General features: G+C 70.0%; 14 protein-coding genes. 9 read left to right on the top strand and 5 right to left on the bottom strand.

All coding sequences use genetic code 11. From position 1 onward, the window contains the following. Positions 1-35 precede the first annotated feature (35 nt). Together ACZ8ZB_RS00295 and ACZ8ZB_RS00290 are read left to right on the top strand one after the other, a co-directional pair. A complete protein-coding gene (locus ACZ8ZB_RS00295) occupies positions 36-1,064 on the top strand; it encodes a GlxA family transcriptional regulator (protein ID WP_470735699.1) in 1,029 nt (342 codons plus the stop codon). A 135-nt stretch (positions 1,065-1,199) separates the two neighbouring features. Then, complete coding sequence (locus tag ACZ8ZB_RS00290) at positions 1,200-1,343, top strand: HAD hydrolase family protein (RefSeq protein ID WP_470735698.1); 144 nt, start codon at positions 1,200-1,202, stop codon at positions 1,341-1,343. A gap of 595 nt (positions 1,344-1,938) precedes the next feature. Here ACZ8ZB_RS00290 and ACZ8ZB_RS00285 read toward each other — a convergent pair. Then, positions 1,939-2,172: a hypothetical protein gene (locus ACZ8ZB_RS00285; protein ID WP_470735697.1), complete on the bottom strand. Its 234-nt coding sequence runs from the start codon at positions 2,170-2,172 to the stop codon at positions 1,939-1,941. 230 nt (positions 2,173-2,402) lie between these two features. Here ACZ8ZB_RS00285 and ACZ8ZB_RS00280 point away from each other — a divergent pair, with 230 nt between their 5' ends. The 4 genes from ACZ8ZB_RS00280 (at position 2,403) to ACZ8ZB_RS00265 (ending at position 6,447) form a co-directional block, all read left to right on the top strand. Continuing rightward, entirely contained in the window at positions 2,403-2,789 is a 387-nt protein-coding gene (locus ACZ8ZB_RS00280) for an ArsR/SmtB family transcription factor (RefSeq protein ID WP_470735696.1), read from the top strand. A gap of 272 nt (positions 2,790-3,061) precedes the next feature. Beyond that, a complete protein-coding gene (locus tag ACZ8ZB_RS00275) occupies positions 3,062-3,790 on the top strand; it encodes a 2-oxo acid dehydrogenase subunit E2 (protein ID WP_470735695.1) in 729 nt (242 codons plus the stop codon). Further along, on the top strand, positions 3,787-4,785 hold the full coding sequence (locus ACZ8ZB_RS00270; protein ID WP_470735694.1) for a lipoyl synthase: 999 nt from the start codon (positions 3,787-3,789) through the stop codon (positions 4,783-4,785). The genes ACZ8ZB_RS00275 and ACZ8ZB_RS00270 overlap by 4 nt, the downstream gene beginning before the upstream one ends. Positions 4,786-5,112: 327 nt before the next feature. Further along, positions 5,113-6,447: an MFS transporter gene (locus tag ACZ8ZB_RS00265; RefSeq protein ID WP_470735693.1), complete on the top strand. Its 1,335-nt coding sequence runs from the start codon at positions 5,113-5,115 to the stop codon at positions 6,445-6,447. A gap of 257 nt (positions 6,448-6,704) precedes the next feature. On the opposite strand, the gene ACZ8ZB_RS00260 is transcribed toward ACZ8ZB_RS00265, so the two are convergent. Continuing rightward, positions 6,705-7,295 (bottom strand): CGNR zinc finger domain-containing protein, encoded by a 591-nt coding sequence (locus tag ACZ8ZB_RS00260; protein WP_470735692.1) that lies wholly within the window; start codon positions 7,293-7,295, stop codon positions 6,705-6,707. A gap of 96 nt (positions 7,296-7,391) precedes the next feature. Between ACZ8ZB_RS00260 and ACZ8ZB_RS00255 the strand changes: the two genes are divergently transcribed. Beyond that, complete coding sequence (locus tag ACZ8ZB_RS00255; RefSeq protein WP_470735691.1) at positions 7,392-8,459, top strand: LLM class flavin-dependent oxidoreductase; 1,068 nt, start codon at positions 7,392-7,394, stop codon at positions 8,457-8,459. 61 nt (positions 8,460-8,520) lie between these two features. After that, positions 8,521-9,177, top strand: coding sequence for an NUDIX hydrolase (locus tag ACZ8ZB_RS00250; protein WP_470735690.1), 657 nt, complete (start codon positions 8,521-8,523; stop codon positions 9,175-9,177). Between the two features lie 393 nt (positions 9,178-9,570). Here ACZ8ZB_RS00250 and ACZ8ZB_RS00245 read toward each other — a convergent pair whose 3' ends face one another. Beyond that, positions 9,571-11,016, bottom strand: a complete 1,446-nt coding sequence (locus ACZ8ZB_RS00245) for a dihydrolipoyl dehydrogenase family protein (protein WP_470735689.1) — start codon at positions 11,014-11,016, stop codon at positions 9,571-9,573. 94 nt (positions 11,017-11,110) lie between these two features. On the opposite strand from ACZ8ZB_RS00245, the gene ACZ8ZB_RS00240 reads away from it, so the two are divergent. After that, entirely contained in the window at positions 11,111-11,692 is a 582-nt protein-coding gene (locus ACZ8ZB_RS00240; protein WP_470735688.1) for a TetR/AcrR family transcriptional regulator, read from the top strand. A gap of 479 nt (positions 11,693-12,171) precedes the next feature. Here ACZ8ZB_RS00240 and ACZ8ZB_RS00235 read toward each other — a convergent pair whose 3' ends face one another. After that, entirely contained in the window at positions 12,172-12,438 is a 267-nt protein-coding gene (locus tag ACZ8ZB_RS00235) for a metal-sensitive transcriptional regulator (RefSeq protein ID WP_210921691.1), read from the bottom strand. 41 nt (positions 12,439-12,479) lie between these two features. Next, positions 12,480-12,848 carry a thioredoxin gene (gene trxA, locus ACZ8ZB_RS00230; RefSeq protein WP_470735687.1) on the bottom strand — a complete coding sequence of 123 codons (369 nt, stop codon included), beginning with the start codon at positions 12,846-12,848 and terminating at the stop codon, positions 12,480-12,482. Between the last annotated feature and the right edge of the window lie 266 nt (positions 12,849-13,114).

Here is a 13,114-nt window from a genome sequence, read left to right as displayed (position 1 = left end):
GCAGAAAAGCAGATAATCGATGAGATTAGGACAGCATGCGTATCGCCGTTCACGCCTTCGACGGAATCACCGCGTTCCACCTGGCCGCGCCCCTGCTCGTGTTCGGCGAAGTGGCCCGGCAGGGTCTGGCCCCGGGGTGGACCACCACGGTGTGGAGCACGGACGCGCGCCTGATCCGCACCTCGGAGGGGATCGTGATCGACGACCTCGCTGGGCCCGCCGCGGCGGAATCGGCTGATCTGCTCGTCTTCCCCTCCTGGCCCGCCGACTTCCCGGAACCGGACGGCGGGCTCGTCTCCCTGATCCGGGACACGCACGCGCGCGGAGCAGGAATCGTCGGGCTGTGCCTCGGCGCGTTCCCCGTGGCGGGCAGCGGCGTGCTCGACGGACGTACCGTGGCCACCCACTGGGCCTCGGCGGCGGAACTGGCCGAACGGTACCCCGCCGTGGACGTGCACGCGGATGCCCTTTATCTGGACCACGGTGACGTGCTCACCTCGGCCGGCACGGCCTCCGGGCTCGACGCCTGCCTCCATCTCGTCCGCAGTCGGCTGGGATCGGCGGCGGCCGCCACCGTCGCGCGTCATCTCGTCATCGCGCCTCACCGGGAGGGTGACCAGGCCCAGTACATCGACCGGCCCGTGCCCGACGACGCCGCGGGACCCATCGGCGACACGATCACCTGGGCTCTGGCCAACCTCGATCAGCGGTTGTCCGTCACCGAACTCGCCGCCCACGCACACATGAGCGCCCGCAACTTCTCCCGCCGCTTCTACGAGACGACCGGCATGAGCCCGGCCAAGTGGGTCCTCACCCGCAGGCTCGACGAAGCCCGCAGACTGCTGGAGACGACCACCTGGAGCATCACCCGCATCGCTGCGGCATGCGGGTTCGCCAGCGCCGTGACCTTCCGACAGAACTTCACCGCGCACTACGCGACCACACCGACGTCCTACCGCCACCGCTTTACCGACCGCACCCGGATGAACGGCTCTGCCCCAGGAGCTTCCGAGCCCGCCCTGGGTGGATATGCAGAATGCGCCACCTCCGTCGTGGAGGCATAAGACTCGAAGCCGCTTCGCGGCGTCCCCGTGCGCCCCGGTGCTGCGATGGCACGCGCGGCGGTCTTCCGAGACCTGGCGAGGCCGCGTTGGCGGCCAGTAGATCGTGCACGATGTCGGCTCGATACGAGCTCCGTCGTGATCGTTTCCACTGCCCGCACCACGGTTTTCGACATCGACGGCACGCTCTGCTTCGACGGCCGGACGATCGACCGCCGGATTTTGACCGCCCTCGAGACTTGTGAGCGCGCTGGTCATCAGCTGGTCTTCGCCTCCGCCTGACCTGTCCGCGACCTCCTGCCCGTCCTCGGCGGGGCCTTCCCCAGCGCCACGCTGATCGGCGGGAACGGCAGCATCGTCTCCGTCGACGGCCGCGTCCGGGCGCGGGCCGCGTTCGAGGCGGGCGACCTCGCCGACGGCCCGTGGGACTACACCTACACCGGGCCGGCCGAGCATCCGGTCCTCAACCGTGTCGACCAGGGCCGTCTCGCCCGCCAGGTCGCCCTCGCGGACCTCCCCGCCGTCGTGAAGTTCCTCGTGGTCGACGCGACCGACATGGCAGCCCTCGCCGAGGTCGGTCGCATGCTCGGGATGACCGTCAACCACCACCTGGACGAGGCGATCATCGACTTCGCCCCCGGGCGTCACAAACAAGTGGGAGGCACTCACCTCGCTCGGCATCGACCAGTACGACGCCTTCGGCAACGACATCAACGATCTTGACCTGCTGCGTCACGCACGGCACGCAGTCCGCGGCGGTGCCGATTCCGGCCTGGATGATGTCGCCCACGTCAGCGTCGCCGCCGCCCCGGAGGCTGTCGCTGACGAAATATCCAGGCTTGCCCTGGTAGCTCCTGCGGTCTGAAGGCAGCCCCAGTCAGTTCCGGACCCAGATGAGGATGTCTGACAGGCGAAGCACGGCGGGGAAGGCGATGGCGAACCTGCCGGTGCCAACGATGCCCGGCTTGTCGGTGACGTCGCAGACCGGAGCGAGGACCCGGTCGCCTGTTGTCAGTGAGTTCCCTTGCGGCCCTCGCGCGCACAACTTGTCGAACTCCTCGGCGTCGTCGACAGATGCTTCCAGCGCGAAGGGATGGCGCAGGATGTTCACCCTGACGTCTTCGATGCGGCGTCATCATCTGCGGTGAGCGCGCCCTTCATGGCCGTGGCGACCGCCGGAGTCGCCACGGCGTCCATCAGCCGATCGCCCAGGCATTCTCGCTGACGGGCGGAGAGCTGTTCGGTCCGGTCTGCCTCGCCGTCTGCTGGACCGTGCTCGCGGTCCCGCGGGTGTGCGTAGTCCGTTGGTCTGCGGCCCGACTGAGCGAATAACATCGCTGTATGGCGATACAGCAGAACTCGGGTCCCTCCGCCCCGCAGGACATCGAGGCCGACGCGCTGACCGCGGCCGCCTGCCTGTTCCACAGCTTCAGCGACCCGTCCCGCCTGGCGATCCTGCATCACCTGCAGTTCGGCGAGCATCGCGTCGTCGACCTCATCGACCACCTCGGACTGTCGCAGAGCACCGTCTCCAAGCATCTGGCGTGCCTCAAGGACACCGGCCTGCTCGTCTCCCGCCCTGTCGGCCGGGCATCGCTGTACTCGCTGAAGCACCCCGACGCGCTGATCGACCTGCTTGCTGCCGCGGAGAAGCTACTGGCCCTGACCGGCGACGCCGTCACCCTGTGCCCTCTGTACGGCGTCGACGCGGTCAGCAACTGCCACTGAGGCCGCGGCCCTCCCCGCGGCGGCACCCACACTCGCCCGCGCCTTTAACGGGTAGCGATTTGGTGCCATCGCTGCATATCGATAGCATCGCCATTGAGCGATGAAAGCGTCGATCGGTGCTCTCGCGTGTCCGCACCTGGCAGCGCCGGTCTTCCGCCTCCTGCTTACCCCATGCTTGCCCACAGCTGCGGTCCGAGCGAATCAGCTCGACCGCCTCGCTGGTCGGCTGCTGTGGCGAGCCGGTGCTGCCGCACCGCACGATTGGAGCCCCCGTGAGCCAGGAGACGGACGGCCGGGAGTCGACCGCAGTCCCCTTCGACCCCGTACGCCGCGCCATCGCCAACCGGGTCACCGCCAGCTATGCGATCCCGACGTTCACCGCTACGGCCGCCGCCGATGTCGAGGACCTGTTCGCCCTGCGGACGCAGCTCAACCAGCCCCTCTCCTGCTCTGGGCAGAAGCTCTCGGTCAACGACTTCGTCGTACGCGCTGTTGCGCTGGCCCTGCGGCGGCACCCGCAGGTCAATGCCTCCTACTCCGCCGAGCGGCGCGGCGAGACCCTGCTGCACGGCCGCGTCCACGTCGGCTTGGCCATCGCCGCACCCGCCGGCCTCATGGTCCCCGTCCTGCGGGACACGGACCGTTCCTCGCTGGCCCAGATCTCCTCTCAGACCCGCGACCTCGTCGACCGCGCCGGCAAGCGCCAGCTGGAAATGGCGGACATGGCCGACGGCACGTTCACGATCAGCAACCTCGGCATGCACGGTGTCGAGCACTTCACCGCGCTGGTCATCCCGCCACAAGGGGCGATTCTCGCGGTCGGCGCCGCGACGCAGCACCTGCGGCTTACCGAAGATGGTGTTGTGGCACGCAGGCGGATGCAGTACACGATCACCGCCGACCACCGCATCATCGACGGCGCCCTGGCCGCCCAGTTCCTCGCCACCGTCACCCATCTGCTGGAGAACCCCGCCGAACTGACGGCGGAGGACCACGTATGAACCACCCTGCCCGGCCGGCCGGACGCCACCTGCTGAGGATCGAGGCCCGCAACGCTCAGACCCCCATCGGGAAGAAACCGGAATGGATCACCACCCGTGCCCGCATGGGTCCCGAATTCCGTGAATTGGCCGCCCTCGTCAAGAGCGAGGGTCTGCACACCGTCTGCCAGGAAGCCGGCTGCCCCAACATCTACGAGTGCTGGGAGGACCGCGAGGCAACCTTCCTGATCGGCGGCTCCATCCGCACCCGTCGCTGCGACTTCTGCCAGATCACGTCCGGCAAGCCACTCCCACTGGACCGCGACGAGCCCCGGCGCGTGGCGGAGTCGGTCCGCACCATGGGCCTGCGCTACGCCACCATCACCGGCGTCACACGCGACGACCTGCCCGACACGGGCGCCTGGCTCTATGCCGAAACCATCCGTCAGATCCACGCCCTGAACCCCGGCTCGGGAGCCGAAGTCCTCGCCGACGACCTCGGCGGCCGCCCGGACGACCTCGCCACCGTCTTCGAGGCACGTCCCGAGGTCTTCGCCCACAACCTGGAGACCGTCCCCCGCATCTTCCGCGAAATCCGCCCCGGCTTCCGCTTCGAGCGCTCCCTCGACGTCCTGCGCCAGGCCCACCGAGCAGGCATGATCACCAAGTCCAACCTGATCCTCGGCATGGGCGAGACCACCCAGGAAGTCATCGCCACGATGCACGCCCTGCGCGAGACCGGCTGCGACATCCTCACCCTCACCCAGTACCTGCGCCCCTCGCCCCTCTACCGCCCGGTCGACCGCTGGGTGCGCCCGCAAGAGTTCGCCGAACTCAAGGCCGAGGCGGACCAGATGGGGTTCGCGGGCGTGCTGGCCGGCCCGCTGGTGCGCTCGTCCTACCGAGCCGGACGACTGTGGGCCCAGGCCATGACGGCACAGGGACGCGACGTGCCGCCCGCACTGCGACACCTCGCGACCGCCGCGGCCGAAGAAGCGTTCCCTCGGGCGATCTGAAGGCCCAGGAACCACACCGGGCCGCCCGGCCGGCGAAGGACCAGGGTCCGACGCCGACGGTGGCGTGTCCTCGGCGATCCGCGCGACGAGCAACATCGCGGACGATTCACAACGACTACCGCTCAAGGAAGGGCGGAGGCGCAGCAGCGCTCGTAGCAGCCGAGCGCCCATTCCCAGAGCTGCGGCCCCGACGGGCAGCGAGGCGGCCGGCGCCTTCCGCCCAGACCGCATTCACACACGCCTTGGGCGCGGCGGTGCTGCTCGACGACCGGCCTGCCGGCCATCACATCCCATCCCACCCCCGCTCAATACCCCAGGAGAATTTCCATGCCCAAGCCTGCGGCCTATTCGGAGCCAGCCTCGCCGCATACCGGTAACCGCCCGCCGGAGACGGGTCTGCGCCGTTCCGTCCCGGAGACACAGAAGCGCATCCTGACCGTCCTGCTGATCTCCCAGATCCTCAGCGGCGCCGGACTCGCGGCAGGCATCACCGTCGGCGCACTGCTGTACCAGGACATGCTCGGATCGACCACCCTGGCCGGCCTGCCCAGCGCTCTGCTCACCGGCGGGTCCGCGCTCGCCGCTGTCGCCATCGGCCGCATCTCACAGGCGCGCGGTCGGCGCCCCGGACTCGCCGCAGGTTACGTCGTCGGGGCGCTGGGCAGCGCAGGCGTCGTCGCTGCCGCCACACTGGACAGCCCCGTCCTGCTCTTCGTCTCCCTCGTGCTGTACGGCGCCGGAACCGCCGCCAACCTCCAGGCGCGCTATGCCGGAGCCGACCTCGCAGCCCTCGCCTACCGGGCCCGCGCTGTGTCCACCGCGCTGGTCGCCACCACCCTCGGCGGCATCCTCGGCCCGAACCTGGCAACCCCGGCCGGACGTGTCGCCGAAACCCTCGAGCTGCCCAGCCTCACGGGCCTCTTCCTGCTGTCGGGCCTCGCCTACGCCCTGGCCGCCCTCGTCCTGACCGTCTGGCTCCGCCCCGACCCGCTGTTGCTTGCCCGTGCTCTCTCCGAGGTGCGAGAGCCGTCAGACGGAGCGGAACGGCCGGAGGCACACTGCGCACACCGGGGCCCCGGACTTCTGGTGGGCATACTGGTCATGGGCCTCTCCCAGCTGGTGATGGTCGCGGTCATGACGATGACGCCGGTCCACCTGCACGACCACGGTCACGGCACGGCAGCCTCCGGACTCGTCATCGGTCTGCACGTCGGCGCCATGTACCTGCCATCCCCGCTGACCGGTTTCCTGGTCGACCGCTACGGCAGCACGACGGTCGCCACCGCTTCCGCGCTCACCCTCCTCACGTCCGGCATCCTCGCCGCAGGCGCACCCGGCGACTCCGTCGCGCTCTCGGCCGCGGCACTCGTACTCCTCGGGCTGGGCTGGAACTTCGGCCTGGTCAGCGGGACCGCCATCGTCACCCAAGCCGCGCCGACAGCCACTCGCGCCAGGACACAGGGCCTGGCCGATGTGGCTATCGCCATCGCGGGCGCGGCCGGTGGACTCCTTTCCGGCCTGGTCGTCGCCACGGCGGGCTATTCCGTGCTTGCCATCACGGGTGGTGCGCTCGCTCTTGCGATCCTGCCCGCCGTCATGGTGGCGGCCTTGCGAATACGGCAGGGACAGGGCGGCAACGGCATGCAACGTGAGGTGAAGTAGGGGCGACGCTCAGGCCCGGCCCAGGAAAACTTCCTGGGCTCGGGTGCGCCCTGCGTGCCCGTGGGGCCCGAGGACGTCCCGGTCACCGGTTGCCGTCCAGGTCCGCTCAGCAGCCGATCTCATCCGGCCCCTCACGAGTGGTGCGCGGGGTGCCGGGCGGAGCGCTCAGGGTTGATCTCCCGGTGAGGGGTCCCCAGGTATGCCTGGTACGCAGCGGCGATGTCGGCGGCGGGCCCTCGCCGATGTGCGGCCCGGTCTCAAGCGAAGGCTCGGCCTTGCTGTTTGCGAGCGTAGGCGCGGGCTGCTCGGACACGGTCCCCGCAACGGGTGGAACACCACTGTCGGCGCCCATGGGTGCGCAGGAGGAAGCGGTCGCAGGGGGGCGCTTCGCAGCGCGCGATCCGAGAGGCCTCGTCGCCGGTGAGCAGAGCGGCGGCGTCCTCAGCGATCTGAGCCATCGCGTGCTCGACGAGTTGCGTCACGGGGTGCACCGGGGTCCGACGGAACCCTTCGTCCGGTTCGTGATGCAGCAATGGCGCGCTGGGGACCTTGGTGAGGGCCCGGTTGATGCCGTCCAGGGCTCGCGGTGGGGGAGCTTTGCCCTCCACCTGCGCCGCGAAGAGAGCGCGCAGGTCGTCCCGAAGTCCCGTGAGCTGGTTCTGGCAGTACGCCAGCAGTGTCGTCCGGGCGGGTACGAGGCCATGATCGACGAGCCAGCCGGTGGCCTCCTCGGGGGTGCCCAGTTCGTCTGCCCGATGTCCACCGGGAAGGGGCACCGTGCTGTTGACCAGCGCGAGGCTGACGTGCTCGTCAGCTCCGGGGGCGGGCGGGAGCGGGATCTTCGACATCGCCCTCATGGTATCAGCGCCAACCTTCCGTGATACTCCTGCTACCGTGGATATCACGATGAAGAACACCTTTTCCCGTGAGAATCGAGGAGTGGCGTGATCCCCGCACCGTCTTCGGGCACCGCACCGTTCGCCCTGTCGGTGCTCGACAACGCCCACACCGCTGTCGGGCAGACCGTCGAGGAAGCCTTCAGCGAGGTCATCGCACTGGCCCAACTGGCCGAGCGGCGGGGGTACCACCGGTTCTGGATGTCCGAACACCACGCAATGCCGGCCGCGGCGACCTCCTCGCCGCAGCTGATGCTGGCGCGCCTGACCGGCGAGACGAACCGCATCCGGCTCGGCGCGGGCGGGATCATGCTGCCCAACCACGCCCCGCTGGTGATCGCCGAGCAGTTCGGCATGCTGGAAGCCCTCGCCCCGGGACGGATCGACCTCGGACTGGGACGCGCGCCCGGCACAGACCTGCCGACCGCCGCGGCGCTGCGCCGCCACCACGACGCCAACGACGGCTTCCCGCAGCAGGTGCTGGAACTGCTCGGGTTCCTCGGCGACGACTTCCCCGACGGCCACCCCTACCGGAACGTCCACGCGGTCCCGGGCCCGTGGCAGGCGGACGAGAACCGGGTGCCCCGCCCCGAGACTGCGCCGGAAACGTGGGTCCTGGGCTCTTCGCCCTACTCGGCGCGCCTCGCGGCCCAGCTCGGCCGCCCCTACGCCTTCGCGCTGCAGTTCGGCGACGCCGACGTGGCCACGGCCATGCGGCTGTACCGGGACAACTTCCGCCCTTCGGAGATTCTGGCCGAGCCGTACACGCTCGTCAGCGTCGGCGTGGTCGCGCACGACGATCCCGCCGAGGCCCGCCGCCAGGCGGCCTCGTCGGCTATGGCCATGCTGCGGATGTTCCAGCGCAAGCCCTACAGCCTGCTCCCCCCGGAGGAGGTCGAGACCTACCCCGCCAGCCTCCAGGAGCAGCAGATCCTCGAGACCTACACCCACCGGTTCCTCAACGGCACCGGCCCGGAGGTGGCCGCAGCCCTCGAACGACTCCACGCCCGCACCGACGTCGACGAAGTGATGCTCGTGGTCATGGGCCACTCACGCCAGGCCCAGGCACGCACGGTCGAACTCATCGCCGACCACTACGCGCTCCCCACACGGTGAGTTCCGGACTCGAGCGGCACCGGCGGCGTCACCGCTCCCCGACGCGGGGGCTGGAGGAAGGATGACGGAGACGACGACCAGTGCCAGGAAGCAGCTGGCCGGTCTCGTCGGAAAGAGTGGGCGGCGCCCGTGGGGGAGGGCGGAACTCCCGCGGGCCACACCGCGGCACCGGCACACGATGCGCCCGAGCGCCGTGCTGGTAGTGACCAGACCGGTAGCCGACGACGTCGCCTTCCTGCTCGTGCGGCGTTCCTGGGCCCTGCGCCACCACCCGGGCGAGTTCGCGTTCCCCGGTGGCGGCATCGACCCGAACGAGACCCCCGTCACGGCCGCGCTCCGGGAGTGCCACGAGGAGACCGGCGTGACCCTCGGCCGGCGGCACGTACTCGGCACCTTGCCCGCCCTGGCGCTGGAGGCGAGCGCGAACGTGGTCACGCCGGTACTGGCCTGGGCCGGAGACGATGTCCAGGACGGCCCGGCACAGCACTGGCACGCCCGCGAGACCCAGTCGACACACTGGGTACCTCGCAGTCACCTCGTGGATCCGAAGAATCGCACCACCGTGACGTACGGGGAGCACTGGACAGGGCCGGGGTTCCTGCTCGACGGCACCCATGTCTGGGGCTTCACCGCCCATATCCTGGACTGGCTGCTCGACGAACTCGCATGGAGCCGCCCCTGGGACACGTCCTGCCAGTACACCATCACCGAGAACTGATCTGATGCACACCTCGCGCCGCAGGCGTCCGTTCATGTCTCGCCGGAGGTGAGGAGGCCCTCCGCAATCAGCACGGCCTCCTTGGTCTTGTCGGTCGTTCCCGGGCCGGAGCGCGTTCTGCGGGTATTCGGAGGCGACTGGGCGGTCCACTCCTCCTTGGCCGGTCGCCGCAGCGTGAGGTCACGCAGAGCCTGCGGGACCTCATGACCCTGCGCCGTCACGGCCTGCGCCCACAGGCCGTGACGGCACGTCAGGACGAACGCGCCAGCGGGCCGGCCAGGACGCCCGTGCATCCCCTTCGGGCAGCCCTCGTCACCAGGGCGGTTGAGGCGAGGGAATCCGGCAGCAGTGCACCGGGCCGTGGCGGGTGCCTGCGGTCACGCCAGAGGCGGGTCAGACCGGCTCGGCGGCGGGCTGCTGGGCGGCGATCTTGAGGGACTCGCCCATGGTGAGGAAGGGCGACCAGGCACGAGCCAGCCGTGCCACGGTGAAGCCGGCTTCCAGGGCGTAGCCGGCGGCGACGATGATCTCGCCGGCCTCGTCGCCGACGATGTGGACGCCCAGCAGGCGGCCTGTCTCACCGTCGGAGACCAGCTTGACCATGCCGTGCGGACGGCGGCTGACCATCGTCCGTCCGATGTGCGCCAGGGGCAGGACGCGGACCTCGTAGGGCCGGCCGCTCTCGCGCGCCTGCTCCTCGGTCAGGCCGACGCCTGCGGCGGCGGGCGAGGTGAAGGTGACGTGCGGCAGGTACCGGTAGTCCAGGGTGCCGGTCCCGTCGCCGTCGAAGGCGTTGGCGACGGCGAGTTCCGCCTGGGCGACGGCCACGTATTCGAACTGTCGGGCGCGTCCGGTCACGTCGCCGGCGGCCCAGATCCGCGGGTGGGCGGTGCGCTGGTGCTCGTCGACGACGACCTCTCCGGCGGGGCCGGTCTCCAGTCCGGCGGCTTTGAGGTCGAGCGGGGCCGTGACGGGCCGGCGGCCGGTGGCGACGAGGAGGCGCTCGGCGGACAGGGCGCTGGTGCCCGTGCCGTCGTCGACGGTGAGGACGATCTGGTCGCCGGAGGGTGCGACGCGCACCGGCGTGACACCGGTACGGAAGGAGATGCCCTCGTCCGTGAGTGCCTTCTCCAAGGCGGCGGAGACGGCGGCATCCTCACGCGGGGTGATGCGCGGCGCGATGTCGACGACGGTCACCGTGGCGCCGAGCCGCGACAGGATCTGCGCCTGTTCCAGTCCGACGGCGTTGGCGCCGATGACGAGGAGGGTCTCGGGGGCGCGGTCCAGTTCCATGGCGGTGGTGGAGGTCAGATAGTCCACATCCGGCAGGCCGTCGATCGCCGGGATCAACGGTTCGGCGCCGGTCGCGATCAGAACGTGCTCGGCGGTGATCTCGGTGTGAGTGCCGTCCGCGTGCGCCACGGACAGCACGGGCAGTTCGCCGCCGGCGCCGCCGCTGAAGGAGGCGGTTCCCTGGAACATCTCGATGCCCCGGGCCTTGGCGAGGTCCGCGTCGGCGCCCGGCAGTCGGGCGATCATGCTGCGCTTGTCCTCGATCAGGGTGCGCATGTCCACGGGGCCCGCCGTGGTGGTGATGCCGGGAAAGCGCCCGGCTCCGGCGTCCGCGCGGGTCGCGGCGGCGGAGATCAGGAGCTTGGACGGCACGCAGCCGGTGTTGGGGCAGACACCGCCGTACGCGCCGCGCTCGACGAGGGCGACCGACTTGCCGCGTCCCCGGGCGGCCATGGCAGCGGTGACCGCGGCCGGGCCGCTGCCTATGACGGCCAGATCGTAGCGGGGCGCGGAGGCGTGGGGGCTGGTGTCGTGCAGCGTGCTCATGAGGTGGTTCACTCACTCCTGGATCAGTACAGACAGACCTGTCTGTTCGCTTGAGTCTCGAAGGTAGACAGACCCGTCTGCTAACGTCAAATCCATGCCTTCCGCATCGCTCCGCCGCCCCGCCCGTGACCGCATCCTGGACACTGCGGAGCAGCTCTTCTACACACACGGAATCCGGGCCGTCGGCGTCGACAGGGTGATCGCCGAAGCAAAAGTCGCCAAGGCGACGCTGTACACGCACTTCCGCTCCAAGGACGAGCTCGTCGCAGAGTGCCTGCGCCGTGACGCCGCGCGTATCCGTGCCGGTCTGGCCGAGGCCGCCCGCGCGACAGAGTCCGGCCCCGACCGCATCGGCGCACTGTTCGACAGTGCGGCCGCGAGCGCGGCAGAGCCGGGCTACCAGGGGTGCGGCTTCATCAACGCCGCAGCCGAACGCCTGTCTGGCCCCGTCGGCGACATCATCGCCACACACCGTGCCGACCTGCTGGCCTTCCTCACGGAGAACATCGACCGGGAGACCGAGGGCGAGCGCGCCGCGGTCGCCCGCGTCATTCTGGCCCTCCTCGACGGAGCCAAAGTCGCCTCGATGTCCACCGGGCCCGCCGCCTTCACCGACGTCCGGCCGACAGCCGTCGCTCTGGCCTCCCATCCCTTGCCGACCACCCGGACGAAGTGATTTTTCCGGCCCGGCGGAAGGCGAACGCGGCACGTTCTCAGCGGCGCCGCACCGACTGGCTCACCCGCTCAGCGCCAGAAGCGGGTCAGATGGGTGGCACCGGTGAGCGTCGCGCACAGTTCAGGGGAAAGCTGCTGAAAGCGCCTGAGGCGCTGTAGTGGTGATAACGCCGCTCAGCCCTCCGCCCTGGCCACCAGCCCGGAGTCGGTCCCCTGCCGCGCAGCGCGGCTCACGGCCGGCGGTCCGGAAGTGGCTTCATCGACGGGCTCGCGACGGCAGTTGTTCACGACTGGGGGAGGCCTCCGAAGTGCCTCCCGAAGCGCTGCGAAAGCGTTGCTGTTCGACATGCGCAGAGCCACGCGGCGAAGGCGCGAACGCTCCCGGTGGGCAATGGCAGCCCACCGGTCACGGAAATGATGAGGGCGGTAGGGCCACGGGAAGGTGCTCTACGGGTGTCCCCTGGTCGGGGCGGAAGCGCCTCAGGAGAGGGAGAGGAAGAGCTTCTCCATCTTCTGGGTGTCGAGGCTGTCGGCGCCGCCCTCCTGGGTCAGGCACTGCTTGAGGCCGCTGGCGACGATGGCGAAGCCGGCCCGGTCCAGTGCGCGGTTGACCGCGGCGAGCTGGGTGACGACGTCCTCGCAGTCGCGTCCTTCTTCCAGCATGCGCACGACGCCGGCGAGCTGGCCCTGCGCGCGCTTGAGCCGGTTGGCGGCCGACCGCACCTGGTCGGCGGGGAGCTGGACCATGGGTTCTTCCTTTCACAGGGCCGGTCCGGGGCCGACCGCGGTCACTGGCCGGGGCTCTGGGTGGCGAGGGAGGCGCGGACCTCGTTCATGTCGAGCTCGCGGACGGCGGTGATCAACTGGTCCAGCGCCTGCGGCGGCAGGGCACCGGGCTGGGAGAAGACCAGGATGCCTTCGCGGAAGGCCATCAGGGTGGGGATCGAGGTGATGTCCGCGGCGGCGGCGAGAGCCTGCTCGGCCTCAGTGTCAACCTTGCCGAAGACGATGTCGGAGTGGGCCTCGGAGGCCTTCTCGTAGACGGGGGCGAACATCCGGCACGGCCCGCACCAGGAAGCCCAGAAGTCGACGAGGACGATGTCGTTGCCGGTAACGGTGTTCTCGAAGTCCGCGGCGGTCAGTGCGACAGTGCTCATGGGACGGTTCCTTCCGTTTCTCCGGAGTAGTAGTTTTTGATACCCCCTGGGGTAATGAACATCAGAGTGGGACGGGCCATTCCCCGGACGGCACGACATGCCGCTGCCCCGGCACGCCGAAGGGCGTGCGCCGGGGCGGCGGGGGTCCGGTGACCGCCAAGTCTGGTGGACGACGCGTCGCAGCGAACAGCGGGCGACGAAGCCGTAGCAGACGCCCGCTCCGACGCCCAGCGAGGCGACGGCCGCGAGGACCAGGACCACGATGC

It is taken from the genome of Streptomyces sp. 12E (genome assembly GCF_055633275.1).
Note: the sequence above shows the minus strand (reverse complement) of the source record. Positions and strands in the feature narration are given on the sequence as shown.